This is a genomic window from Nonomuraea sp. NPDC050540, from assembly GCF_044457485.1.
Taxonomy (GTDB): Bacteria; Actinomycetota; Actinomycetes; order Streptosporangiales; family Streptosporangiaceae; genus Nonomuraea.
This window is the reverse complement of record NZ_JBITHA010000013.1, coordinates 1-22,005: the sequence shown is the minus strand read 5'-3', so window position 1 is coordinate 22,005 and position 22,005 is coordinate 1. Positions and strand designations below refer to the sequence as shown.

General features: G+C 70.2%; 25 protein-coding genes. 13 read left to right on the top strand and 12 right to left on the bottom strand.

Features of this window, described 5'->3' with window-relative positions:
• The first annotated feature begins 97 nt into the window (after positions 1 to 97).
• Positions 98 to 712, top strand: coding sequence for a TetR family transcriptional regulator (locus ACIBI5_RS35800; RefSeq protein WP_397253305.1), 615 nt, complete (start codon positions 98 to 100; stop codon positions 710 to 712).
• Here ACIBI5_RS35800 and ACIBI5_RS35795 read toward each other — a convergent pair.
• A complete protein-coding gene (locus ACIBI5_RS35795) occupies positions 709 to 1,287 on the bottom strand; it encodes a YqgE/AlgH family protein (RefSeq protein ID WP_397253304.1) in 579 nt (192 codons plus the stop codon). The two genes, ACIBI5_RS35800 and ACIBI5_RS35795, sit on opposite strands and share 4 nt — an antisense overlap.
• Before the next feature lie 112 nt (positions 1,288 to 1,399).
• Between ACIBI5_RS35795 and ACIBI5_RS35790 the strand changes: the two genes are divergently transcribed.
• Entirely contained in the window at positions 1,400 to 2,107 is a 708-nt protein-coding gene (locus tag ACIBI5_RS35790) for a hypothetical protein (RefSeq protein WP_397253302.1), read from the top strand.
• 57 nt (positions 2,108 to 2,164) lie between these two features.
• On the opposite strand, the gene ACIBI5_RS35785 is transcribed toward ACIBI5_RS35790, so the two are convergent.
• Positions 2,165 to 2,773 carry a TetR/AcrR family transcriptional regulator gene (locus tag ACIBI5_RS35785; protein WP_397253300.1) on the bottom strand — a complete coding sequence of 203 codons (609 nt, stop codon included), beginning with the start codon at positions 2,771 to 2,773 and terminating at the stop codon, positions 2,165 to 2,167.
• A 67-nt stretch (positions 2,774 to 2,840) separates the two neighbouring features.
• Between ACIBI5_RS35785 and ACIBI5_RS35780 the strand changes: the two genes are divergently transcribed.
• Both ACIBI5_RS35780 and ACIBI5_RS35775 read left to right on the top strand, forming a co-directional pair.
• Positions 2,841 to 4,214: an MFS transporter gene (locus ACIBI5_RS35780; RefSeq protein ID WP_397253298.1), complete on the top strand. Its 1,374-nt coding sequence runs from the start codon at positions 2,841 to 2,843 to the stop codon at positions 4,212 to 4,214.
• 88 nt (positions 4,215 to 4,302) lie between these two features.
• Positions 4,303 to 4,719 (top strand): hypothetical protein, encoded by a 417-nt coding sequence (locus tag ACIBI5_RS35775; RefSeq protein WP_397253296.1) that lies wholly within the window; start codon positions 4,303 to 4,305, stop codon positions 4,717 to 4,719.
• Positions 4,720 to 4,777: 58 nt separating this feature from the next.
• Here ACIBI5_RS35775 and ACIBI5_RS35770 read toward each other — a convergent pair whose 3' ends face one another.
• A complete protein-coding gene (locus ACIBI5_RS35770; RefSeq protein WP_397189053.1) occupies positions 4,778 to 6,187 on the bottom strand; it encodes an NAD-dependent malic enzyme in 1,410 nt (469 codons plus the stop codon).
• 175 nt (positions 6,188 to 6,362) lie between these two features.
• On the opposite strand from ACIBI5_RS35770, the gene ACIBI5_RS35765 reads away from it, so the two are divergent.
• Complete coding sequence (locus ACIBI5_RS35765) at positions 6,363 to 7,505, top strand: phosphatidylinositol-specific phospholipase C1-like protein (RefSeq protein WP_397253294.1); 1,143 nt, start codon at positions 6,363 to 6,365, stop codon at positions 7,503 to 7,505.
• Here ACIBI5_RS35765 and ACIBI5_RS35760 read toward each other — a convergent pair.
• From ACIBI5_RS35760 to ACIBI5_RS35750, 3 genes are read right to left on the bottom strand one after another with little or no spacing between them, the layout of a single operon-like run.
• A complete protein-coding gene (locus tag ACIBI5_RS35760; RefSeq protein ID WP_397253293.1) occupies positions 7,480 to 8,109 on the bottom strand; it encodes an AAA family ATPase in 630 nt (209 codons plus the stop codon). The two genes, ACIBI5_RS35765 and ACIBI5_RS35760, sit on opposite strands and share 26 nt — an antisense overlap.
• 16 nt (positions 8,110 to 8,125) lie before the next feature.
• The gene (locus ACIBI5_RS35755; RefSeq protein WP_397253291.1) at positions 8,126 to 9,070 is read right to left on the bottom strand and encodes a tetratricopeptide repeat protein; all 945 of its coding nucleotides are present in this window, start codon (positions 9,068 to 9,070) and stop codon (positions 8,126 to 8,128) included.
• Positions 9,054 to 9,605 (bottom strand): MarR family winged helix-turn-helix transcriptional regulator, encoded by a 552-nt coding sequence (locus tag ACIBI5_RS35750; protein ID WP_397253289.1) that lies wholly within the window; start codon positions 9,603 to 9,605, stop codon positions 9,054 to 9,056. Before ACIBI5_RS35750 ends, ACIBI5_RS35755 begins: the two co-directional genes overlap by 17 nt.
• Positions 9,606 to 9,827: 222 nt before the next feature.
• Here ACIBI5_RS35750 and ACIBI5_RS35745 point away from each other — a divergent pair, with 222 nt between their 5' ends.
• The 4 genes from ACIBI5_RS35745 to ACIBI5_RS35730 all read left to right on the top strand — a co-directional run bounded on the left by ACIBI5_RS35745 (position 9,828) and on the right by ACIBI5_RS35730 (position 12,276).
• Positions 9,828 to 11,138: a hypothetical protein gene (locus ACIBI5_RS35745; RefSeq protein ID WP_397253288.1), complete on the top strand. Its 1,311-nt coding sequence runs from the start codon at positions 9,828 to 9,830 to the stop codon at positions 11,136 to 11,138.
• 28 nt (positions 11,139 to 11,166) lie between these two features.
• Positions 11,167 to 11,817, top strand: coding sequence for a DUF4230 domain-containing protein (locus ACIBI5_RS35740; protein ID WP_397253286.1), 651 nt, complete (start codon positions 11,167 to 11,169; stop codon positions 11,815 to 11,817).
• A 145-nt stretch (positions 11,818 to 11,962) separates the two neighbouring features.
• Positions 11,963 to 12,106, top strand: coding sequence for a hypothetical protein (locus tag ACIBI5_RS35735; RefSeq protein ID WP_397253285.1), 144 nt, complete (start codon positions 11,963 to 11,965; stop codon positions 12,104 to 12,106).
• A 32-nt stretch (positions 12,107 to 12,138) separates the two neighbouring features.
• Positions 12,139 to 12,276 carry a hypothetical protein gene (locus tag ACIBI5_RS35730; protein WP_184965887.1) on the top strand — a complete coding sequence of 46 codons (138 nt, stop codon included), beginning with the start codon at positions 12,139 to 12,141 and terminating at the stop codon, positions 12,274 to 12,276.
• A 165-nt stretch (positions 12,277 to 12,441) separates the two neighbouring features.
• Here ACIBI5_RS35730 and ACIBI5_RS35725 read toward each other — a convergent pair whose 3' ends face one another.
• A complete protein-coding gene (locus tag ACIBI5_RS35725) occupies positions 12,442 to 13,623 on the bottom strand; it encodes an acetyl-CoA C-acetyltransferase (protein WP_397253283.1) in 1,182 nt (393 codons plus the stop codon).
• An 84-nt stretch (positions 13,624 to 13,707) separates the two neighbouring features.
• Between ACIBI5_RS35725 and mce the strand changes: the two genes are divergently transcribed.
• From mce to ACIBI5_RS35710, 3 genes are all read left to right on the top strand, one after another.
• On the top strand, positions 13,708 to 14,130 hold the full coding sequence (gene mce / locus ACIBI5_RS35720; protein WP_397253281.1) for a methylmalonyl-CoA epimerase: 423 nt from the start codon (positions 13,708 to 13,710) through the stop codon (positions 14,128 to 14,130).
• 192 nt (positions 14,131 to 14,322) lie between these two features.
• Entirely contained in the window at positions 14,323 to 15,618 is a 1,296-nt protein-coding gene (locus ACIBI5_RS35715; RefSeq protein ID WP_397094994.1) for a DivIVA domain-containing protein, read from the top strand.
• A 107-nt stretch (positions 15,619 to 15,725) separates the two neighbouring features.
• Positions 15,726 to 16,808 (top strand): AI-2E family transporter, encoded by a 1,083-nt coding sequence (locus tag ACIBI5_RS35710; RefSeq protein ID WP_397253279.1) that lies wholly within the window; start codon positions 15,726 to 15,728, stop codon positions 16,806 to 16,808.
• Here the strand turns inward: ACIBI5_RS35710 and ACIBI5_RS35705 are convergent.
• From ACIBI5_RS35705 to ACIBI5_RS35685, 5 genes are read right to left on the bottom strand one after another with little or no spacing between them, the layout of a single operon-like run.
• A complete protein-coding gene (locus ACIBI5_RS35705; protein ID WP_397253277.1) occupies positions 16,768 to 17,562 on the bottom strand; it encodes an alpha/beta fold hydrolase in 795 nt (264 codons plus the stop codon). The two genes, ACIBI5_RS35710 and ACIBI5_RS35705, sit on opposite strands and share 41 nt — an antisense overlap.
• 23 nt (positions 17,563 to 17,585) lie before the next feature.
• Entirely contained in the window at positions 17,586 to 18,344 is a 759-nt protein-coding gene (locus ACIBI5_RS35700) for an SDR family NAD(P)-dependent oxidoreductase (protein ID WP_397253275.1), read from the bottom strand.
• A gap of 43 nt (positions 18,345 to 18,387) precedes the next feature.
• Positions 18,388 to 19,101, bottom strand: coding sequence for an alpha/beta hydrolase (locus tag ACIBI5_RS35695; protein WP_379609129.1), 714 nt, complete (start codon positions 19,099 to 19,101; stop codon positions 18,388 to 18,390).
• A gap of 10 nt (positions 19,102 to 19,111) precedes the next feature.
• Complete coding sequence (locus ACIBI5_RS35690) at positions 19,112 to 19,402, bottom strand: ATP/GTP-binding protein (RefSeq protein ID WP_397253273.1); 291 nt, start codon at positions 19,400 to 19,402, stop codon at positions 19,112 to 19,114.
• A complete protein-coding gene (locus tag ACIBI5_RS35685) occupies positions 19,399 to 20,847 on the bottom strand; it encodes a 3-hydroxyacyl-CoA dehydrogenase (RefSeq protein ID WP_397253271.1) in 1,449 nt (482 codons plus the stop codon). Before ACIBI5_RS35685 ends, ACIBI5_RS35690 begins: the two co-directional genes overlap by 4 nt.
• A 37-nt stretch (positions 20,848 to 20,884) precedes the next feature.
• Between ACIBI5_RS35685 and nucS the strand changes: the two genes are divergently transcribed.
• Entirely contained in the window at positions 20,885 to 21,547 is a 663-nt protein-coding gene (gene nucS, locus ACIBI5_RS35680; protein ID WP_184965905.1) for an endonuclease NucS, read from the top strand.
• The last annotated feature ends 458 nt before the right edge of the window (positions 21,548 to 22,005 follow it).

Genomic DNA, 22,005 nt, shown 5'->3' with positions numbered 1-22,005 from the left:
ACTCAGGTAACTTATGTCATACGATGACAAATGACAAACGGGTTTTAATCGGCAGACGATGACTTATGTCATACTGTGACAGGAAGGTTTCGAGGGAGTGACGACTGTGGGACTGCGCGAACGCAAGAAGGAGAAGACGCGCCTCGCTCTTCTCGACGTGGCGCTCGACCTGTTCCTCGAACAAGGGTACGACGCCACCACCGTCGAGCAGATCGCGGGGGTCGTCGACGTCTCGCCCCGGACGTTCTTCCGCTACTTCTCCAGCAAGGAATCCATCCCGCTGTGGTTCCACGAGCAGGGGGAGGAGACGATGACGGAGACCCTCAACAGCCGGCCGGCGGACGAACCGCCGTTCACCTCGCTGACACACGCCTTGCGTGCGGTGATTCACGACATGCAGGGCTCAACGCCCGAAGACGCCGAGCGGTTCCTCAAACTCCGCAAACTCTTCGAGAACAACCCGGCCCTCGTCGGCAAGTCCGTCGCCCGCGGCGCCGCGACCGAGCTGCGCCTCACCGAGATCATCGCCCGCCGCCGCGGCGTCGACCCGGCCGACCAGCTCTCCCACCTCATCGTCGCCTGGGCCATGGCCACCATGCGGGTCGGCTTCGAGTGCCCCTACGAGCCCACGAACGTGCGGGCCATCGTCGAGCGCATGGAGCAGACGCTGGCGATCGCCGAACGTTCGCTGAAGCCCGGCTGGGACACCTAGTTCAGCGAAGGGTCGTCCGGGCAGGTGGCCACGAACGCCAGCTCGCCCGGCTGCCGCTTGAGCACCCGCCGCCACAGCGTGCCGGGATCGTCATGGAAGGTGTCGCCGACCTCGGAGTCGACGACGTACCAGTGGCCCTCGGCGATCTCCGTCTCCAGCTGGCCGGCGCTCCATCCCGCATAGCCGGCGAAGATCCGCATCTGCGCGATCTCGCCCTGCAGGATCTCCGGCGGCGCGTCCAGATCCACCGTGCCGAGGCGGGAGACCGCCGGCGTGCCCGCGTGCAGGCGCCGCCAGCCCAGAGGCTCCTCCCCGCTCGGCACCGCCGCCAGCGCCAGCGCGCTGTCCGTCTGCACCGGACCGCCCTCGAACAACACCGAAGGCCCGGTCACGAGCGGGTCCCAGACGGGTAGCACCTGCGTCACCGAGACGTCGCTCGGCCGGTTCAGCACCACGCCGAGCGTGCCGCCGTCGAGGTCGTGTTCCAAGATCAGCACGACGCTACGCCGGAAGTTCGGGTCGTCGAGCAGCGGAGTCGCCACCAACAACCCGCCCACGTAGATCGCCTCCGCCATACCTCCATCATGAGGGAGGAGTAGGCCATCCCGCTGCCCCGGGTTACTGATGTTACGCAGTGCTATCAAACGGGCACTGTAGGTAGCAAAGATCACCATGCTGGGGGAAGCTATGACCATTGGCACCCGCCTCACTCTGGCAGCACTGGCGGCCCCTCTGGGCGCATTGCTCCTCACCTCGGCGGCCTTCGCGGCCTCCGCGCCCGAACGGCCGTCGCCCGACTCGCCGTTCACCGTTCACGTCGGCAGGCCGGACTGCGGCAACAGGACCGTGGAGGTCCGGCTCCGCAGCACCAGCGACTACCAGGCCGACTTCCAGATCACCCGCGACGACGAGACCGTCGACACCGGCACGCTCGAAGCCCGCCGCAACTACACCAAGCGCATCAAGCTCGGCCACCAGCGCCGCGTCGAGATCGAGACCTTCTACACCACCCAGGACTCGCGCGACAAGCTCGTCTCCCGCGACCAGGTGAGCAACGAGTGCGGCGGCAACCACCGCCGCGCCTGGGACCGCGGCCGCGAGTGGGACGACTGCGACCGCGGCGAGGACTGCTGGGACGACGAGGACTGCGATCGGGGCGAGGACTGCTGGGACGATGAGGACTGCGATCGCGGTGAGCCCTGCTGGGACGACGACGAGGACGACTGCCGCCGGGGCGACTGCGACGACGACGAGCTCCCCTTCACCGGGCCGCCCGCCGACCTGATGGGCAAGCTGGCCACCGCCGGCGGGCTCGTCCTGACCGGCGGCATCGTCTGGTGGTACGGCTCGCTCTGGCCCCGGCAGAACTACCGGCGCCCAGGCTCGCCTCTCTAGCCCGAGGCCAACCCCTTGGCCCGGGGGCAACCCTCTGGCTGAGCCGTACGCGCACCCTCACGTGAACGCACCCGCCCGCGCGCCCGCCAGCGCGCGGGCGGCGGCGCGCTCGGCGACCTGCTCGTCGACCGGCTCCCTGGTGACCAGCAGGCGGTAGTACAGCGGCGCTGAGACCGCCCTGATCACCTCCGTCCCGTCGGTGCCCTCGGGCAGTTCGCCGCGGGCCACGGCCCGGTCCACCACGGGGGCCCACGCGCGGATGCGGCGCAGGTAGAAGTCACTCAGCGCCGCGGCCGCCGCCTCGTTGCCGGTCGCGGCGGCGATGACGGCCTGGAAGGTCGCGCCCAGGCGGGGGTCGGTGATCGCGCCCAGGACGTTCAGCGCGTTGGCCCGCAGGTCGCCCTCGATCCCGCCGGTGTCGGCGTGCGGGGCCGAGGACTCGGCGAGTTCTGCCATCAGGTCGGTGACGAGGCCGGCGGGATCGCCCCAGCGGCGGTAGACCGTGGTCTTGCCCACGCCCGCCTTGGCCGCGACACGGTCCATGTTCAGGCCGTGGAAACCGCACTCCACCAGCTCGTCCTGCGTCGCCTCCAGAACGGCTGCGCGGGTACGCGCCGTGCGCCCGCCGGGGCGTACCGTTCCAGCCAAACGGGACTGCTGTTCCATTAAGGCTCCTTTGTGTGTTACCTTCGTGTCCATCTTAACGGAACGAATGACCCATTAAGGGGTTGAGATGACCGTACTCGCGGAGCGGACACACACGTCCGCCCGGATGACCGCCCGGCAGAAGCTGATCCTCGTGCTGCTGCTCGGCTCCCAGTTCATGCTGGCCGTCGACTTCTCCATCCTGAACGTCGCGCTGCCCGTGATCGGCTCGGGACTAGGGTTCGCGCTGGCGGATCTGCAGTGGGTGGCGACCACCTTCGCGCTGGCGGCGGCCGGATTCACCTTGTTGTTCGGGCGCATCGCCGACCTGTTCGGACGGCGGCGGCTCTTCCTGGCCGGGATGGCGCTGCTCGGGTTGTCCTCGCTGGCCGGCGGGCTGGCCACCTCACCGGGCATGTTGCTGGCGGCACGCGTGGCGCAGGGACTGGCCACCGCGATCGTCACGCCCGCCGGGCTCTCGCTGCTGACCACCTCCTTCCGCGAGGGACCGCTGCGCGAGCGGGCGCTCGGGCTGAACGGCGCGCTGATGTCGGCCGGGTTCACCTCGGGCGCCATCCTCGGCGGGCTGCTGACCGACCTGCTCAGCTGGCGGTGGGCGTTCTTCATCAACGTGCCCGTGGCGCTGGCCGTACTCCTGGCCGCCCCCGCCGTCCTGGCCGAGAGCCGCCAGGAGGAGCGGCCCAAGATGGACCTGCCCGGCGCGATCACCGTGACCGGCGGCCTCCTGGCCCTGGTGTACGGGCTGACCAGGGCCGGCGAGCACGGCTTCGCCGACCCGCTCGGGCTGGGCGCGCTGGCCGCCGGGCTGGTGCTGCTGGTGGTGTTCTGGTTCGTCGAGCGGCGCGCGGCGTACCCGCTGGTGCCGGTGTCGATCCTCGCCCGTCCCACCGTCACGTGGGGCAACCTGGCCGGGCTGCTCGCCTTCGCCACCGAGACCTCGCTGGTGTTCCTGCTCACGCTCTACCTGCAGAAGGTGCTCGGCTACTCGGCGCTGGCGACCGGGCTGGCGTTCGGGGTGCTCGGCGTCGGCACCGTCATCGGCGGTGTGGTCGCGCCCAGGGTGCTGTCCAGGGTCGGCAACCGGGGCGCGCTGCTGGCCGGGTTCGCGGTGCAGGGCGTGGCCACCGCCTCGCTCGGGCTGCTCGGCGCCTCGCAGGGCTGGATCTGGCTGCTGCTCGTGGCCACCTTCATCGGCGGCATCGGCAACATGGTGGCCATCGTCGGGTTCATGGTGACCGCCACCTCCGGCCTGCCCGACTCGGAGCAGGGCCTGGCCACCGGCCTGGCCACGATGACCCAGCAGGTCGGCATCACGATGGGCATCCCGGTGATGAGCGCCGTCGCCACCGCCGCGATGGGCACGGTCCTGCAGGGCGTGACAGTCGCCGTCCTGGTCAACGCCGCCCTGGCCCTGGCAGCCACCCTCATCCGCAGAGTCTGACGGAACGCGGCGGAACGCCGTGGCACGTACCGGAACGCCCTAGGAGCGACGGCGGGCAGCGGAGCCCGCCCGGCCTATGGAGCACAACATGCGCACTGGACGCCGACTGGCCGCCTTCTTCGCGGCCGGCGCCCTTTCCCTGGCAGCCCTCTCGGGGGCGGCCAACGCCGCGCCCGACAGCGCGCTGCTGGTCATCAGTAAGGTCACCAATGTCAAGTGCCTGGTCACCGTCAAGGGCCACGCCCACGTGGGCGCGACGGAGCGGGACAACCTGGCCATCCGCCTGTTCGGCGAGGACCTGTTCGGCGATGACGAGCTGGTCAGGGAGGGCCCCTTCTCCACCGCGCTCAACGGCGACTACTCCGCCGTGTTCACGGTGGCCTGCGCAGATCTCGACGAGGACCCGGTGGAGCCGGACGAGATCTTCGCCATCGCCCAGGTCTTCGACCGGTCCACGGGCGTCACGAAGAAGATCCGGTCGAACACGGTGACGGGCGTCTTCTAACCGGCCAGAGCCGGGCCCGCGCGGGATGGAGAGCTCCCGTGCGGGCCCACCAGATGGATCAGGCCTCGGTGAAGCCGCGGGCCCGGCCGCCGGCCGACTCGCGGACCGCCGCCGCGACGGCGGTGGCCACGTCAGGGTGGAACACGCTCGGGACGATGTAGTTGGGCCCCAGCTCCTCCGGCGTCACCACGGCGGCCAGCGCGCCCGCGGCGGCCAGCAGCATCTCCTGCGTCACCCCGCCCGCCTGCGCGTCGAGCAGGCCGCGGAAGACGCCCGGGAAGGCGAGCACGTTGTTGATCTGGTTGGGGTAGTCGGAACGGCCGGTGGCCACGACCGCCGCGTGCTCGCGGGCGTCGTCGGGCTGAACCTCGGGCTCCGGGTTGGCCAGCGCGAAGACCACCGCGTCGTCGGCCATGGTGGCGATGTCGTCGCCGTTGAGGATGCCGGGGGCCGAGACGCCCACGAAGACGTCCGCGCCCTTCACCGCGCCGCGCAGGTCGCCGGAGTAGCCCTCGGCGTTGGTGTGCTCGGCGATCCAGCGCAGCGACTCGTCGAGGTCATCGCGGCCCTTGTGGACCGCGCCGAGGTAGTCGCACACGATGACGTTGCGGGCGCCCGCGGCCAGCAGCAGCCGCAGTACGGCGTTGCCCGCCGCACCGGCCCCCGCCATGGTGATCCTGACCTGGCCGATCTCCTTGCGGACCACGCGCAGGGCGTTGGTGAGCGCGGCGAGCACGCAGATGGCGGTGCCGTGCTGGTCGTCGTGGAAGACGGGGATGTCGAGCAGTTCGCGCAGGCGGCGTTCGACCTCGAAGCAGCGGGGCGCTGAGATGTCCTCCAGGTTGATGCCGCCGAAGCCGGGGGCGATCACCTGCACGGTGCGGACGATCTCGTCGACGTCCTGCGTGTCCAGGCAGATGGGCCAGGCGTCGATGCCGGCGAAGCGTTTGAACAGCGCCGCCTTGCCCTCCATGACCGGCAGCGCGGCCTCGGGGCCGATGTTGCCCAGGCCGAGCACGGCCGAGCCGTCGGTGACCACCGCGACGGTGTTGCGCTTGATGGTCAGGCGGCGCGCGTCCTCCTTGTTGCGCGCGATGGCCATCGAGACGCGGGCCACACCGGGGGTGTAGGCCATCGACAGCTCGTCGCGGTTGCGCAGCGGCACCTTCGACTTCATCTCGATCTTGCCGCCGAGGTGCATGAGGAAGGTCCGGTCGGAGACCTTGTGGATGACCACGTCCTCGATGGCTTCCAGCTGGTCGACGATGGCCTGCGCGTGGTCGGTGTCGCGCGCGGCGCAGGTCACGTCGATGCGGAGCTTGTCGTGGCCCGCGGTGTTGACGTCGAGGGCGGTGACCACGCCGCCGGCGGTCTCCACGGCGTGGGTGAGCGCGCTGACGGCCTTGCCGCCGGCGGGCACCTCCAGCCGCACGGTGATGGAGTAAGACACACTCGGAACGGTCGCCACGTCATCGCTCCTTCAGGGCCTGACCAAGAGTGCCTTCCATGGTGCCACTTCTCGCGAGTGGACGATCCCACAGCTGTTGTTTCCGGATATTTCCCTAAAGATCAGGAAATGTTGCTACGGGATGTTCATCCAGTCCCCCAAGGGTCGTCCCGTAACCCCTGCACGAGGAGCACCATTGCGCACCCCCGCCCTCCTGGCCGCCACCGCGCTGGCCCTGCTGACCACAGCGGCGCCCGCGACGGCGGCCGGGAACGAACTTCGCATCAACCACGTCCAGACCATGGCGACGCACAACAGCTACCACCTGGAACTGACCGACGAGGAGAAGGACGTCCAGCGCAGGACCGACCGCAACTGGTGGAATCTGCAGTACTCGCACACCGCCATCCCCAACCAGTTCGCCGCCCAGCACGTACGCGGCATCGAGCTGGACGTCTTCCCCGACCCCAAGGGCGGCCTCTACGCCGGCCCGCTGGTGCGCCGCGACGCGGGACTGCCCCCGCTGACCGACCCCGACCTGGCCAAGCCCGGCTTCAAGGTCCTGCACTGGGGCGACCACGACTACGCCTCCAACTGCTCGTCGCTGGTCAAGTGCCTGCGTCAGGTCAAGCAGTGGTCCGACGCCAACCCCGGCCACGTGCCGATCACCATCCTGGCCGAGCTCAAGCGCACCGACCCCGCCAAGGAGGCGATGGGCGGCGCCAAGAGCCCGCCGTGGGACACGGCCCTGCTGGACGCCCTGGACGCGGAGATCCGCTCGGTCTTCCCCGGCGAGCGGCTCATCACGCCCGACAGCGTCCGCAGGGCCGGCCGCACGCTCGAGGAGTCCGTCCTGAAGTACGGCTGGCCGCGCCTCGACCGCTCCCGCGGCAAGGTCATGTTCTTCATGGACAACCAGGACCCCACCCTGCAGGCCCACTACCTGTCAGGACGGCCGAGCCTGGAGGGCAGGGTGCTGTTCACCAACTCCCGCCCCGGCCGCCCCGACGCCGCCTTCATCGGCTGGAACGACCCGCTCGGCGCCAACGTCGCCCAGATCCAGGAGTTCGTGAAGAAGGGCTACTACGTGCGTACCCGCTCGGACGTGCCCTTCACCGAAGCCCGATCCGGCGACACCACGCGGCTGCGGTCGGCCCTGGAGAGCGGCGCCCAGATGGTCAGCACCGACTTCCCCGTCATCGGCCTGTCGGCGCGCAACGGCTCCGAGTACGTGGGTGAGCTGCCCGGCGGCGCCACGGCCCGGTGCAACCCGGTGAGCGCCCCGAGGGGCTGCCGCGACCACCGGCTGGACGTCAGTCCAGGGCTTCGGCAGCGGTGACGATCACTTCCACGCAGACCGGCACCGGGATCAGCGTGCTGTCCACGGCCAGCTGGTACTGGCAGGGCTCGGCCGGATCCACCCGGTAGAAGTGCCGCACGTACGCGGTGCGGGCCCGGTCGTTGTCCTCGATCGTGTGACGCGCCTCCTTCTCGGAGACCTCCGAGAGGGTGGCCGTCTGCGCGATCCGGCGTTTCAGCGGGGCGTCCAGCCGTACGTGCAGGGCGCCGGGATGGTCGGCGAGCACCACGGCTCCGGCCCGGCCTAGGAAGACGCCGCCCGTCTCCAGGGCCGTCTCCTTCATCGTGCGCTCGGTCCTGCGTACGAACTCCTCCGGAGCCAGGGGCAGGACGCCGGGCACGTACATGTCCACGCCGCCGAACGTGACCGTCGGCAGCCGCATCGCGCCGGACAGCAGCCGGCCGAGGCCGTGCTCCGCCCGGTCGTCGTGAGCCAGCGCCTCCTCCAGCGAGCAGCCCAGTTCCTGGGCCACGGCGCTGGGGATCGCGCGGTCGACGAAGGGCACACCAAGCCGTTCGGCCACGGCCGGGCCGATCAGGTGCCCGGCCGTGCCGTACGTCGCCGAAATCGTGACGACCCGCATATCTCCAGGTTAGACGTCAGAAGAGGGCATTCGCCAGGGCCCGGCGCGCCTTGGCGAGCGACGGGTCCTCGGCCGGCAGCGCGTCGAACAGGCCGAGCAGGTGCCTGCGCGCCTTCTCCCGCTCGTCGCCCGAGGTGCGCTTGACCACGCCCACCAGCCGCGCGAACGCCTCGTCCACCGATCCGGCCAGCATCTCCAGGTCGGCCGAGAGCAGCTGGGCGTCGACGTCGGCAGGGTCCTGGGCGCGGCGCCGCACCTCGTCGGGGTCGGCCGTCATCGTGCGCTTGATCAGCCCCACCCCGGCCAGGCCCATCCTGGCGTCCTCGTCACCCGGCACGCGGGCCAGCAGCCGCTGGTAGGCCGCCTCGGCCTCGTCGAGGTCGCCCTTGTCGATCGCCTGCTCGGCGGCCAGCAGGTCGGGGTCCGCGGGCGGCTCGGCCTGGGCCTGCGGCTCCTGCGCCTCGTCCTCCTGAAGCTGCGGGCGGGCGTCGGGGTTGGCCTCGTAGAACTGCTCGACCGCGCCCATCAGCTCATCCAGCCAGCGCTGGATCTCCGCCTCGGGCAGCACCTGCTGGAAGCCGGTCACCGCCTGGCCCTGGAAGATCGCCAGCACCGTCGGCACCGCCTGCACGCGCAGCGCCTGCGCGATCTGCGGGCTGGCGTCCACGTTCACCTTCGCCAGTACGGCCCGGCCGCCCATCCCGGCGACCACCTTTTCCAGCGCGGGGCTGAGCTGGGCGCTGCCCGGCGCCCGGGGCGACCACAGGTCGAGGATGACCGGCACCGTCATCGAACGGTCGATGACCTCGCTCGTGAACGTCGCCTCGGTGACGTCGGCCACCGACGCCGACGCGGCCTGGGGACCCGCGGCCTCCCGCCTGGCCTGCGCCTCCAGTGCCTGCTTACGCGCGCCCAAGTCCACCGCTCCGTAGAGCGACCCGGGCCTAGAGAAGTCCGCCATGCTCCTCATCTTGCCGCATGGAGGACGTGCGGAAGTCACCAGCCGCCACCCTGAGAGTGCGCAGCTGGTCGAACATCTGCTTCAGCTCGGCCTCGCCGTACATCTCCATGCCGAACTCCGCGCCCATGAGGTCGGCGGTCGCGCGGCGCACGGCCTCGCGGCCCGCGTCGGTGATCTCGGCGAGCACCCCGCGGCCGTCGCGCGGGTTGGGCAGGCGGGTGACCAGGCCCGACCGCTCCAGCCTGTCGACCGTGTTGGTGACGCTCGTGGGATGGACCATGAGGCGTTCGCCGATCTTCGACAGCGGGAGCGCGCCGGTTCTGCTGAAGGTCAACAAGACCAATGCCTCGTACCTCGCGAAGGTCAAGTCGTAAGGCTTAAGGAGCGAGTCAAGTTGCGACAGCAGGATCTGATGCGCTCTCATGATCGAAGTAACGGCGGCCATGGCGGAAGAGGGCCCGAAGTGAACACGCCAGGTCTCGGCGGCGCGTTCGATGGGATCGAACGGCAGGTTGAGCGGCTTCGGCTGTGGCACAGCGCTACGTTAGCGCTGGTTCGTCTGATTACGTAGCGCAGCCGGACGCACAAGCTTGACCAAGAACGCCGCCTTCAATCATCACGCTCAGTTATGGTTCTCGCACGGAAGGTGACGTGGAGCGCAAAGTTCGGACGAAGCCGTGGGGACGGCCCGGACACCTCAGCTTCGCGGCGCCAAGGGCACGGGGGGTGCTTTTGATGTACGTCAACGGGGTTTTCTGTGCGTGAGCACGCGGGTGTCACTCGCGAGGAGCTGAAGCACAGCGCGGCGGTCACCGTCGCGGTCCTGCTCGCTCTGGGCCTGATGGCGGCGTGGAGCGTGCTCATCCCCGGCGTCGACGCCTGGGAGAACATCGTGGCCGCCGTGATCGGATCGCTCCGGCTGACCGGCCCGGTGGCGGCGGCCTTCGCCGCGTGGGTGGCGCTGCGCAAGCGGCGCGCGCTGCGGGGGCGCTCTCTGTCGACCTGGTGCGCGCTGAAGGCGCCGCTGGCCATCCTGGTGGTCGTGACGGGCTCGTTCGCCGCCACCGTGCTCGTGCTCGCGATCAAGACGGTGCTCACCGAGCAGGCGGGGCGGCTGAGCCTGTCCGGGCTCGGCATGGGCATGGCGGGGCTGGCGCTCTACTCCGTCGTCGGGTGGGTCGCCGGGTGGCTGCTGCCCTACCCCTTCATGCCGCCGGTGGCCGGGATCGCCTGCTACGGGGTGTTCACCTGGCTGGCCGAGGGGCGTCCGTGGGCCGATCGGCTGGCGCCCGGCACGGGCGAGCCGTACGACCTGTTCCAGGGGCTCAGCGGGGCGGCCTTCCTCGACCAGACGTTGTGGCTGATCGGGATCACCGCCGCGCTGCTGCTCGGCTGGGCGGCCGTGGTGACGCGGCAGGCACTCGTGCTCGCCTGCGCGCTGCTGGCCGTGATGGCCGCGGGGACCGGGGTCGCGCGGCTGCTGACCGACCCCAAGCCCGCCGCGGCGCAGGCGATCGCCTACAGCTGCCAGGACTGGCCGATCACCGTCTGTGTCCACCCGGGCATGCGCGGCGGGCTGACCGAGCTCGGCGCCACCTTCACCAAGATCGCCTCCCGGCTGTCCGGCACGCCGGCCGCCTTCACCCGGGTGGAGCAGCGCCCGCTCGGCGAGTCGCTGAAGTCCACCTCGGGGCTGGCCGCCATCCACGTGCCCGACCTGTCGGCCGGGTTCGCCGACGAGGCCGCCTACGCCTACATCGAGTCGCTGGCGGCCAAGTGCACCGACTCCCCCTCCGACGGCTACCGCGACATCGTCATGGCGTGGCTGCGCGGCGAGCCGCTGCCGGGCGGGCCGCTGCCCGAGCACCAGTACGCCGCGGCGTGGTTCTCGGGGCTGAGCGAGCCGCAGCGCCGCGAGTGGCTGCGCATGTTCTACAACGAGTTCCAGTCGTGCAGGCTGTCGGGGACCCACTTCGGCGGTGGGCCCATGGCCAGTGCCGTACCGGCTTCGCCAACGCCGATTTATCCGGTGTATCCGACAGGAATGTCACCCCAGAGCTGGCAATGATGATCGTCATGCGGGTAGTACTGCCCGCATGACGACATCTCCCCTGACGCGACGTCGCAGGTGGCGAAATATCGCCGGGCTCCTCGTGCTCGCCGCGCTGCTCATCGTCGGCGGGCGCCTGGCCTGGGCCTGGTGGAATCCCCTCGGCGAGCAGACCATCGACCGCAGCCAGCCGGTGCTCCTGCAGTCGATCCACGACCTGAGCCGCTTCGAGGCGGCCACCGGCACCTTCCAGGTGGTCGTCGACCTGGAGAAGGACGCCAACTTCCTGCCCGACGCCATCAAGGGCAGCCGCACCCTGTTCGTCGGCTCCGGCGGCGTCGACGCCTACGTCGACTTCACCGGCCTCGCCAAGGACGCCGTCACCGTCTCCGAGGACCGCACCCAGGTCACCCTGCGCCTGCCCCGGGCCCAGCTGGAGAAGCCCAACATCGACAACAACCGCTCCTACGTCTTCGCCCAGCAGCGCGGCCTGCTCGACCGGGTCGAGGACTTCCTGTCGGCCAGCCCCACCGACCAGCGCGAGCTGTACGTCCTGGCCGAGAAGAAGATCGCCGAGGCGGCCACCGCCAGTGACCTGCGCGCCCGCGCCGACGCCAACACCAAGGTCATGCTCCAGGGGCTGCTGAAGTCACTGGGCTTCTCCAAGGTCACCGTCAAGTTCTCGGACGAGCCCTAGGGAGGCCTGGGACCCCGTCTAGGTACCCCCGGACCCGCCTAAGGCACACAGATAAGGCATCCGCCCGATGTGGCGGGGTGGGCCTTAGGAGGAGTCTTAAGAGTGCAAGGAAACAACAGCACCAAGACACCGGGAGTCACCCGAAATGAACGCCGAGCTTGAGTACGCGCTCATGAAGAACCACGCCGAGGAGCTGCGCCGCGTAGCCGCCGAGCACCGCCGGGCCGTGGAGGCGAGCAAGGGCCGCAAGAGCCGCCGCTCCGTCTTCGCGAAGTTCCTCTCCAACTAAGACCTTCCCCCTCACGACTCCAGGAGGTTCCGATGAACGCAGAACTCGAGTACACCGTGATGAAGAACCACGCCGAGGAGCTTCGCAAGGCCGCCGCCGAGCACCGGCGGGCCCGCGAGGCGCGTAAGACCGGGCGTCGCTCGGTGTTCGCCAAGTTCCTGTCCTCATGACCACCGCACGATGGCCCGGCCGCCACCTCCCTCGCGGCCGGGCCAAACTGCCTCCCTAGCCGCACACACCGGCCCGGCCGCATGGCGAGATTTCCTGCCACGCGGCCTTTTGCATGCCTAGGGTGATGTGCGGCTTTCTGCCCCCAAGGGGCTTCTTTCCCGCGGTCAGGGGACGCGGATGATCAGCGCGTCGCCCTGGCCGCCGCCGCCGCACAGCCCGGCCGCGCCCAGCCCGCCGCCACGCCGCTTGAGCTCGTGAGCCAGCGCCAGCACGATGCGCGCGCCCGAGGCCCCGATCGGGTGGCCGACCGCGATGCCGCCGCCGTTGACGTTCACCTTGTCCATCGGGATGCCGAGCTCCTTCACCGACTGCAGCACCACGCTGGCGAACGCCTCGTTGATCTCCACCAGGTCCAGGTCGTCGGCGCTCAGCCCCTGCTTCGACAGCGCGTGCTTGATGGCGTTGGCCGGCTGCGACTGCAGCGAGGCGTCCGGGCCCGCCACGTTGCCGTGCCTGCCGATCTCGGCCAGCCAGGGCAGGCCCAGCTCCTCGGCCTTGGCCTTCGACATCACCACGACCGCGCAGGCGCCGTCGGAGATCTGCGAGGCCGAGCCCGCGGTGATCGTGCCGTCGGCGGCGAAGGCGGGCCTCAGCTTCGCCAGCGCCTCCGGCGTCGTGTCGCCGCGTACGCCCTCGTCGTCCTTGACCACGATCGGCTCGCCGCGCCGCTGGGGGATCTCCACCGGGACGATCTCGTCGTCGAACAGGCCGTTCTTGATGCCGGCCGCGGCGAGCTGGTGGGACCTGGCCGAGAAGGCGTCCTGCTCCTCGCGGCCGATGCCGAGGCGGGCGTTGTACCGCTCGGTCGACTCGCCCATGGCCACCTGGTCGAAGGCGCAGAACAGGCCGTCGTGGGCCATCGAGTCGACGATGCCGGCGGGGCCGTACTTGACGCCCTTGCGCAGGCCGGGCAGCAGGTGCGGCGCGTTGGACATCGACTCCATGCCGCCGGCCACCACGACGTCGAACTCGCCGGCCCTGATGAGCTGGTCGGCCAGCGCGATGGCGTCCAGGCCGGACAGGCACACCTTGTTGACGGTCAGCGAGGGCACGGTCATGGAGATGCCCCCCTTGACCGCCGCCTGGCGCGACGGAATCTGGCCGGCGCCCGCTTGGAGCACCTGGCCCATGATCACATACTGGACCTGGTCGGGGCTCACCCCGGAACGCTCCAGGGCAGCCTTGATAACGACGCCGCCAAGCTCAACGGCGGACAATCCGGACAACGAGCCGAGCAGCCTGCCGATCGGCGTGCGCGCTCCGGCGACGATGACGGAACCAGACATGTCAGGGGCCTCCTGTGCACACGAGGGGTCGTTTGACACCATACCCACGGGTACCTGGATGACCGCCATGGAGGTAGGCCACACATGTTCATGCGTATCGACCACATCGGGATCGCCTGCAACGACCTGGAGGAGAAGATCGCGCTCTTCTCCGGCCTGTTCGAGCTGACCGTCGTCGCCAGGGAGGTCAACGAGGAGCAGGGCGTCAAGGAGGCGATGCTGCACATCGCGGACGGCGAGGGCGGCGGCTCCTACATCCAGCTCCTGGAACCGCTCGACGCGGACTCCCCCGTAGGCAAATTCCTGGCCAGGCGCGGCGAGGGCGTCCACCACGTCGCTTTCGGCGTGCCCGACGTGGCCGGGGCGATGGAGCAGATCGGGGCCAAGGGCGTCAGGCTGCTCGACGAACACCCCCGTCACGGCTCGATGGGATCTTCGATCGCGTTTCTGCACCCCAAGGACGTGGGAGGAATGCTGACGGAGCTTGTCCAAGCGGCCAGGCCCTAGGAAATGCAAAAAACGTTCATATGTAACTAGTCACGCAGATAGTTGGACGGGGCCTCCAAGGCGGCACCAGCGGAGTACGCTGGCTTTCCACCGGACATGGAGCCTGCCGTGAGGCACAGGCTCCTGGCTCGGATGCCCCGAACCCCCCGTCCGGCCGATGTAGCCGTCTCGACAACCCAGGATCGAGCCTCCATGCAGTCCGACATCGACGCCCAGCTCAACAATTTCTTCGAGGACGCCCCAGCTCGCGAATTCGACGTGGTGCTGCGTGGCTATGACCGCCACCAGGTCCACGACCACCTGAAGCAACTCGACGGCGAGTTGCGTCAGTCTCGCGAACAGCTCGCCAACATTCAGCGCGACCTCTCCGACTCCCAGCGCCAGTTGCAGGAGCAGGAGCGCCCCACCTATTCCGGTCTCGGCGCCCGCATCGAGCAGTTGCTGCGCCTGGCCGAGGAGCAGGCCACCGAGCTCGTGCAGGCCGCGCGTTCCGAGGCCAACGAGGTCAAGGCCGCGGCCAAGGTGGAGGCAGCGGACGTTCGCGCCGCCGCCGAGGCCGAAGCCGCCGAGAAGCGCGCCCAGGCCACGCGTGAGACCGACGACATGCGCACCAGCGCCGAGCGGGACGCCGAGGAGATCCGCGGCACCGCACGCCGCGAGTCCGACGAACTGACCGCCACGACCGAGCGTGAGGCCGCCAAGCTGCGCGCCACCGCCGACCACGAGGTGGCGGAGAAGCGCGCCGACGCCGAGCGCGAGATCGCCAAGCTCCGCACGACCACCGAGCGCGAGGTGGCCCAGCTCCGCGCATCGACCAAGCGCGAGCGTGACGAGGTCCTGACCACGGCCAAGCGCCAGGCCGACGAGATGCGCGCCCAGGCTCAGCGGGTGCTGGAGGAGTCCGAGGCCAAGCGGGCCCAGGACGAGGCGGAGTTCGAGATCCAGCTCGCCTCCCGCCGCGAGGAGGCCGAGCGCCAGGAGGCCGAGCGCCACTCCACCGCCCAGGCCAACACGCAGAAGCTGGTCGCCGAGGCCGAGCAGCGCGCGGCCACGGCGGAGTCGCGCGCGACCAAGGCGACGCAGCAGGCCGAGCAGACCCGCCGCGAGGCTGACATCCACGCCAAGCAGCTGGTCGCCAACGCCCGCAAGAGCTCCGAGCAGATCGTCTCCGACAGCAAGTCCAGCGCCGAGACGATCGTCTCGGAGGCCAAGTCGGAGGCCGAGCGCATCCGCTCCTCGATGCAGCGCCAGGTCGACGAGCTGACGCGCCAGCGCGACAGCATCACCAGCCACCTCGCCCAGCTGCGCCAGCTGCTCGGCGGCGCGGCGCTGCCCGGCATGGAGCCGGAGCCCGCGGTGGCCGCGGCACCGGCCAAGCCGGCGATCGCAGCGTCCGCCAACGACAAGCCGGCGCCCGCGCCGGCCGCTGCCGCACCCGCCAAGACGGAGGCCAAGGCGGACGACGACAGCGAGTGGTGGCAGGAGTAAGGCCCGCCCTCGGGGGGTTTGACTGACGGCTGAAAGGGGCCTGGCGACCACATGGTCGCTAGGCTCTCTTTTTGTTGCCTCCGCCCCTTTTGTCCCAGGAGCCCCCATTGTCAGCTGAGGTCGAGACTCCGGCCGAAGAGAACCCCCAGTACGGCATGCCGGGCAAGCCGCTGGCCCGCGGGCCGTTCCTGTTCGGACTGATCGGCGGGCTCGGCGTGCTGACCGCGATCGCGATCGGCCAGATGGTCGTGCGCTCGCTGAGCGTCATCATCCTCATCACGGTCGCGATGTTCCTGGCGGTGGGACTCAACCCGGCCGTCGAGGCCCTTCAGCGGCGCCGCCTGTCCAGGCGGACGGCGATCGGGATCGTCTTCGCCGGCGTCATCGTGGCGTTCGCCTTGTTCGGCGTGGCCATCGTGCCGCCGGTCAGCCAGCAGCTGGCCGACTTCGTCAGCGCGGTGCCCGGCTACTTCACCGAGCTCGGCAACAACCCCACGCTGCGCGCGCTGGAACAGGATTACCAGATCCTGTCGCAGCTGCGCTCATTCTTCACCGGCTCCATGGCGACCACGCTGGCCAGCGGCATCATGGGCGCGGGGCTCGTGGTGGTGGACGGCCTGTTCACCACCGTGACGCTGCTGGTGCTGATGCTCTACTTCCTCGGCTCCCTGCACACGATCAAGGTCTACCTGCTCACGCTCGTGCCGGCCACGCGGCGCGAACGTACCGGAGCGATCACCGAGGAGATCCTGAGCGGCATCGGCGGCTACGTCGCCGGCAACGTGCTCATCTCGGTCATCGCGGGCGTGCTGAGCTGGATCTTCCTGACCATCGCGAACGTGCCGTACGCCCTGGCGCTCGCTCTCATCGTCGCGCTCACCGACCTCATCCCCCTCGTCGGCGCGACGATCGGCGCGGTGCTCGTGACCGGCGTGGCCCTGCTGGGCTCGGTCCCCGCCGGCATCGCCTGCGCCATCTTCTTCGTGATCTACCAGCAGGTCGAGAACTACTTCATCTACCCCCGCGTCATGAAGCGCTCGGTCGACGTGACGCCCGCGGTCACGGTGATCGCCGCGCTGTTCGGCGGCGCGCTGCTCGGGATCGTCGGCGCGCTGCTGGCCATCCCGGTCGCCGCCGCCATCTCGCTGATCATCCGGGAGATCGTCCTCCCCCACCAGGCCCGGAACTGACGAAGTCGGCCACCGCGGCGTTGAACGCCTCGGGCTGCTCGACCGCGCTCAGGTGCCCGGCCTTCTTGATGATCTCCAACCGCCCATCCGGTACGGCCCGCGTCATCGCCTCCGCGTCGGCCACCGGCGCGAGCTCGTCCTCCTCGCCCACGATCGCCAGGAACGGCACCTTCAGCCCGCTCAGCGTGTCGAAGGAGTCCGGCCTGGCGGCCATCGCCCGCTGCGCCCAGGCCACCGCCGCGGGCGGCGCGGCCTGCACCAGCCCGCGTACGCGCCCGAACACCATGGCCCGCCGCTCGCGCGTGGTCCGCCCGATGAGCGCGGGCAGCACCTCCTCGACCAGCACGCCGGGGCCCTCGTCGAGCACCCGCAGGGCGATGCGCTCACGGTTGTCGCGGGCCGGCTCGGGGTCGGGCGAGGCCTTGGTGTCGGCCAGGATGACGCCGAGCAGCCGGTCGGGGTGGCGCCGGCAGAAGGCCATGGTGACGTAGCCGCCCATGGACAGGCCGCCGACGACGGCGCGTTCGACGCCTTCCGCGTCGAGCATCGCGGCGACGTCGTCGGCCATGGCGTCGACCGACGGCTCGTCGTCACCGAGCCGCGATCCGCCGAACCCCCGCAGATCTGGCGTGATCACCCTGCACGAGGCGGCCAGCCCTTCGCGTTGGGCCAGCCACATCGCCGAGGAGAGGGGAAAGGCGTGGAGCAGGACGACCGGGACACCGCTCCCGGCTGATCTCGTGTAGAGCTGCACGGACTCACGGTAGTCCGCTTCGTTCAGGTTGTCGTCAGACCGCCGTCGATGAACAGGACTTGGCCTGTCATATAGGCAGAGGCCGGACTGGCCAGAAATACGGCGGGGTGTGCCATCTCCTCGGCGGTGCCCCAGCGGGCCATCGGAACCGAGGCGATGGTCGAACGGCTCGCCGCCTCGTCCTGCCAGAGGTTGCGGTTGAGGTCGGTGGCCGTCCAGCCGGGGCACAGCGCGTTGACCCGGACGCCCGCGCGGGCCCATTCGATGGCCAGGGACTTGGTGAGGGCGACCAGCCCGGCCTTGGCGGCGGCGTAAGGCGCGAGGAAGGGCGCGCCCCTGGCGGCCGCGGAGCCGACGTTGATGACCGAACCGGAGCCTCGCTCCAGCAGGTGCGGCGCGATGGCGTGGCACACGGACACGGCCGAGTCGAGGTTGAGCCGCATCAGCTTGTCCCAGCCGGACAGGCGCAGATCCTTGAACTCCACCAGGAAGTTGGAGCCTCCGGCGTTGTTGACCACGATGTCGACGTGCCCGAGCGCCTCGATCGAGGTGCGCACGGCAGCGGCGGCGGCCTCCCTGTCGGTCAGGTCCGCGGGAACGGCGAACGCGCTCCTGCCGAGTTCGGAGATCTCCTTCGCCACCTCGCCCAGCGACTCGGCCGAACGGGAGACCAGCGCCACGTCCGCGCCCGCCCGCGCGTAGGCGAGCGCGATGGCTCTGCCGATGCCCCGGGATGCTCCGGTGACCAGAGCCTTCTTGCCGGTCAGATCGAACGCGTCCACGCCCGCCTCCTCGCTCTACAGAACATCGTTCTACAGGGCGAGCTTAGCCTTCCGGCACCTCGGTGGGCAGCGGGTGGCGTTCCGGATTCACCCGCTTGACGATCTCGTTCAGGGCGATGCGCACGTAAGGCTCGCCCACCCACAGATGCTTGGCCCCCTCGACCGCCACCACCTCGGCCTGGGGCACCCGGGCGAAGCGCCTGCGCGCCTCCTCCGGCCGCAGGTAGTCGTCGAACTCCGGCACCAGCACGGTCATCGGCCGCCCGAACTCCGCCCACGCGTCGAGGTCGGTGTCCACGGCCCTGTGCAGCGGCGGCGACATGAGGATCGCGCCCTCCACCAGCGGGTCGCGCGCCCACTTCAGCGCCAGCTCGGTGCCGAAGGACCAGCCGACCACCCACACGCGCGGCAGATCGTGGTACTCGGCGTACTCCAGCGCCGCCGCCACGTCGTAGCGCTCGCCCTCGCCGCCGTCGAAGGCGCCCTCGGAGGTGCCGCGCTCGGAGGAGGTGCCGCGGGTGTTGAAGCGCAGCACCGCCAGATCGGCCAGCGCGGGCAGGCGGTTGGCCGCCTTCTTGTAGACGTGGCTGTCCATGAAGCCGCCGTGGGTGGGCAGCGGGTGCAAGGTGACGAGCGTCGCGACCGGGTCGCGGCCCTCGGGCTGGGCCAGCTCGCCGACCAGGGTCAGTCCGTCACCGGTGTGCAACTCGATCGGCTCACGCCGGGCGGGCAGCACGCTCGCCGCGCGGATCTCCACATCGTTCCTTTCAGTAACGGCTACGGCCGGGACCGCGGTCCAGTCTCTTGCGCCAGCAGGCCGTGTGCCAGTGCCGCCGCTCCTCGTCGCCGCCGGTCCAGTTGGGCCAGCTCACCAGATGCGGCTGGCCCGCCTTGATCTCCTGGTCGCAGCCCGGACAGCGGTAGTCCTTGGCGGCTCCGGCGCCGCTGAGCATGCGTACCTTCCACTCCCCGTCCGGCCACTCCTCCACCCGGTCGGTGGTCGAGGGGAAGGCGTTGGGGCGGGTCGACTCCTTGCGGCGGGTGCGGCGGGGGCTCATGCGCGCGGGAACGTCTGCAGGCCCGCGGTGACCAACTGGTCGAGCAGGGGCGCGGGCGCGTAGGACGGCTCGCGGTACTCGGCGTAGAGGGCGCGCAGGCCGTCGCGCACCTGCCGCGGGCCGATGCTCTCGATCATCTCGAACGGCCCGGCCGGATAACCGCAGCCCAGCCGCATGGCGTTGTCGATGTCCGCGATCGAGGCGTAACCGGACTCGTGCATCCTGACCGCGTCGTTGAGATAGGGAAAGAGCAGGGCCTCGACCACGAACCCCGCCCGGTCCCCGCAGGGCACCGGGGCCAGGCCGAGCACCGTCATCAGGCCGACGGCGGCCGTGGTCGCCGCCGGGGCGGTGAGCACGGTCGAGACGACTTCGGCGACGCTCTGGCCCACGAGGTGGATGCCCACCACGCGGGACGGGTCGGCATGCCGGGCGGCGTGCTCGATCACGGGACGCTCACCGAGCCGCAGCACGACGTCGGGCGTGTCGGACTCGCCGAAGCCCGCGGCGGCCAGCCGCGCGGCGAGCTCCTCCGCGCCCTCACCGCGGACCAGGACCTGTGTCGCGGACGCCTTGCCCGGCTCGCCGGGAACGGGCTCCCCGCCGTGGAAGCCGCGACCACTTTTGCGGCCGAGCAGTCCGGCGGTGACCAGTTCGCGCAGGACGGGCGCGGGCGCGTGGCGCGACGAGCGCGTCTCGTCGAAGAGCACCCCCATGACCTCGTAGGAGGTGTCGAGCCCGATGAGGTCGAGCAGCGCGAACGGGCCCATCGGCAGCCCGGCGCCCTTCCTCATCGCCGTGTCGATGTCGTCGCGCGCCGCGACGCCGCGCTCCAGCAGCACCGCGGCCTGGTTGAGGTACGGCAGGAGCAGCCTGTTGACCACGAACCCGGCCCGGTCGCCCACCACCACCGGCGTCTTGCCGAGAGCCCGGGACAGGTCCGCGATCGCCTCCGGCAGCCCGTCGTCCGTCATGACCGTGCCGATCACCTCGACCAGTTTCATGATCGGCGCCGGGTTGAAGAAGTGCATGCCGATCACCCGGCCGGGCCGCCCCGTCGCGGCGGCGACGGCGGTCACCGACAGCGACGAGGTGTTGGTGGCCAGCACCGTGTCCGGCTTGCAGATCCGGTCGAGGTCGGCGAACAACGCGATCTTGTACTCGAGGATCTCGGGGATCGCCTCCACCACCAGGTCCGCGTCGGCGAGATCCTCGCGCGCGGTGGTGAGCGTGATCCGCCCCAGGATCGCCGCACGCTCCTCGGCGCTCAGCCGCCCCTTGTCCAGCGCCCGGCCGGTGGACCTCTCCAGGTGCCCGCGCCCCCGCGCGAGCGCCTCGGGATCGGCCTCGACGCCGATCACCCGTATCCCCGCACGCGCGAACACCTCGGCGATCCCCGCACCCATCGTGCCGAGACCGACCACTCCCACCTTTTCAAACGCCATGCCCCCCAGTTTTCCAGAGCCGGTAGGGTGGGCCGTCATGCGGCTGGTCATCGCGCGATGCAGCGTGGATTACATAGGACGGCTCACGGCACACCTGCCGATGGCGCCGAGGCTGATCATGATCAAGGCGGACAACAGCGTGAGCATCCACGCCGACGACCGCGCCTTCAAGCCGCTCAACTGGATGAACCCGCCCTGCAAGCTCAAGGAGGACGGCGACACCTGGACCGTCACCCACGGCAAGACGGGCGAGAAGCTGGTCCTGACGATGGAGGAGATCCTCCACGACTTCTCCCACGAACTGGGCGTGGACCCCGGCCTGATCAAGGACGGGGTGGAGGCGCACCTGCAGGAACTCCTGGCCGAGCACATCACGACGCTGGGCGACGGGTACTCGCTGATCCGCCGGGAGTACATGACGGCGATCGGGCCGGTGGACATCCTGTGCCGGGACTCATCGGGCGCGACCGTCGCGGTGGAGATCAAGCGGCGCGGCGAGATCGACGGGGTGGAGCAGCTGACCCGCTACCTCGAACTCCTGAACCGCGACCCGCTGCTGTCGCCGGTGCGCGGGGTGTTCGCTGCCCAGGAGATCAAACCCCAGGCCCGGGTGCTGGCGACGGACCGCGGAATCAACTGCGTCACCCTGGACTACGACGCGCTGCGCGGCATCGAACCCGAGAACCCCACCCTCTTCTAGCACGGTCCTCGGACGGGGCGCTGCGCGCTGACGGTCCTCGCGAGAGGGCGCGACGCGCCAGGGCTCTCGGGCTCCCCTTAGCGGGGGGGGCCAAGCCCCCCACGACCCCGCCCCCGGACCCCCACGGTCCTCGCAAGGGGGCGCTGCGCGCCATAGACGCTCGGGCTCCCCTCAGTGGGGGGCCAAGCCCCCCACGACCCCCTGCCGGGGGCCCGCCCCCGGACCCCGACCGTTGCCCGGGCACGCTCAGCGAAAGACCTTCGGCCGAAGCCCTGGCATTTGACCAAGAGCCAGCACCCGATCGGGATGGGCGCGGCCGGACGGGCCTGTGCGACTCCGCCGAGCCGTGCAGTCCGTGCCCGGCCCGTTACCTTTTTGATCGTCCCCGATAAGAGTCGGGGAGCCAGGTCACCCAGCCCGGCATGACTGACCGCCCCTGTCGCTTCCATGATCCGGGG

What these genes read in the sequence shown, in the direction of transcription:
- ACIBI5_RS35795 (WP_397253304.1), bottom strand. Translation starts at nt 1,287, where the DNA reads ATGGCGGAGGCGATCTACGTGGGCGGGTTGTTGGTGGCGACTCCGCTG.
- ACIBI5_RS35790 (WP_397253302.1), top strand. Translation starts at nt 1,400, where the DNA reads ATGACCATTGGCACCCGCCTCACTCTGGCAGCACTGGCGGCCCCTCTG.
- ACIBI5_RS35785 (WP_397253300.1), bottom strand. Translation starts at nt 2,773, where the DNA reads ATGGAACAGCAGTCCCGTTTGGCTGGAACGGTACGCCCCGGCGGGCGC.
- ACIBI5_RS35780 (WP_397253298.1), top strand. Translation starts at nt 2,841, where the DNA reads ATGACCGTACTCGCGGAGCGGACACACACGTCCGCCCGGATGACCGCC.
- ACIBI5_RS35775 (WP_397253296.1), top strand. Translation starts at nt 4,303, where the DNA reads ATGCGCACTGGACGCCGACTGGCCGCCTTCTTCGCGGCCGGCGCCCTT.
- ACIBI5_RS35760 (WP_397253293.1), bottom strand. Translation starts at nt 8,109, where the DNA reads ATGCGGGTCGTCACGATTTCGGCGACGTACGGCACGGCCGGGCACCTG.
- ACIBI5_RS35755 (WP_397253291.1), bottom strand. Translation starts at nt 9,070, where the DNA reads ATGGCGGACTTCTCTAGGCCCGGGTCGCTCTACGGAGCGGTGGACTTG.
- ACIBI5_RS35740 (WP_397253286.1), top strand. Translation starts at nt 11,167, where the DNA reads ATGACGACATCTCCCCTGACGCGACGTCGCAGGTGGCGAAATATCGCC.
- ACIBI5_RS35735 (WP_397253285.1), top strand. Translation starts at nt 11,963, where the DNA reads ATGAACGCCGAGCTTGAGTACGCGCTCATGAAGAACCACGCCGAGGAG.
- ACIBI5_RS35730 (WP_184965887.1), top strand. Translation starts at nt 12,139, where the DNA reads ATGAACGCAGAACTCGAGTACACCGTGATGAAGAACCACGCCGAGGAG.
- ACIBI5_RS35725 (WP_397253283.1), bottom strand. Translation starts at nt 13,623, where the DNA reads ATGTCTGGTTCCGTCATCGTCGCCGGAGCGCGCACGCCGATCGGCAGG.
- mce (WP_397253281.1), top strand. Translation starts at nt 13,708, where the DNA reads ATGTTCATGCGTATCGACCACATCGGGATCGCCTGCAACGACCTGGAG.
- ACIBI5_RS35715 (WP_397094994.1), top strand. Translation starts at nt 14,323, where the DNA reads ATGCAGTCCGACATCGACGCCCAGCTCAACAATTTCTTCGAGGACGCC.
- ACIBI5_RS35690 (WP_397253273.1), bottom strand. Translation starts at nt 19,402, where the DNA reads ATGAGCCCCCGCCGCACCCGCCGCAAGGAGTCGACCCGCCCCAACGCC.
- ACIBI5_RS35685 (WP_397253271.1), bottom strand. Translation starts at nt 20,847, where the DNA reads ATGGCGTTTGAAAAGGTGGGAGTGGTCGGTCTCGGCACGATGGGTGCG.
- nucS (WP_184965905.1), top strand. Translation starts at nt 20,885, where the DNA reads ATGCGGCTGGTCATCGCGCGATGCAGCGTGGATTACATAGGACGGCTC.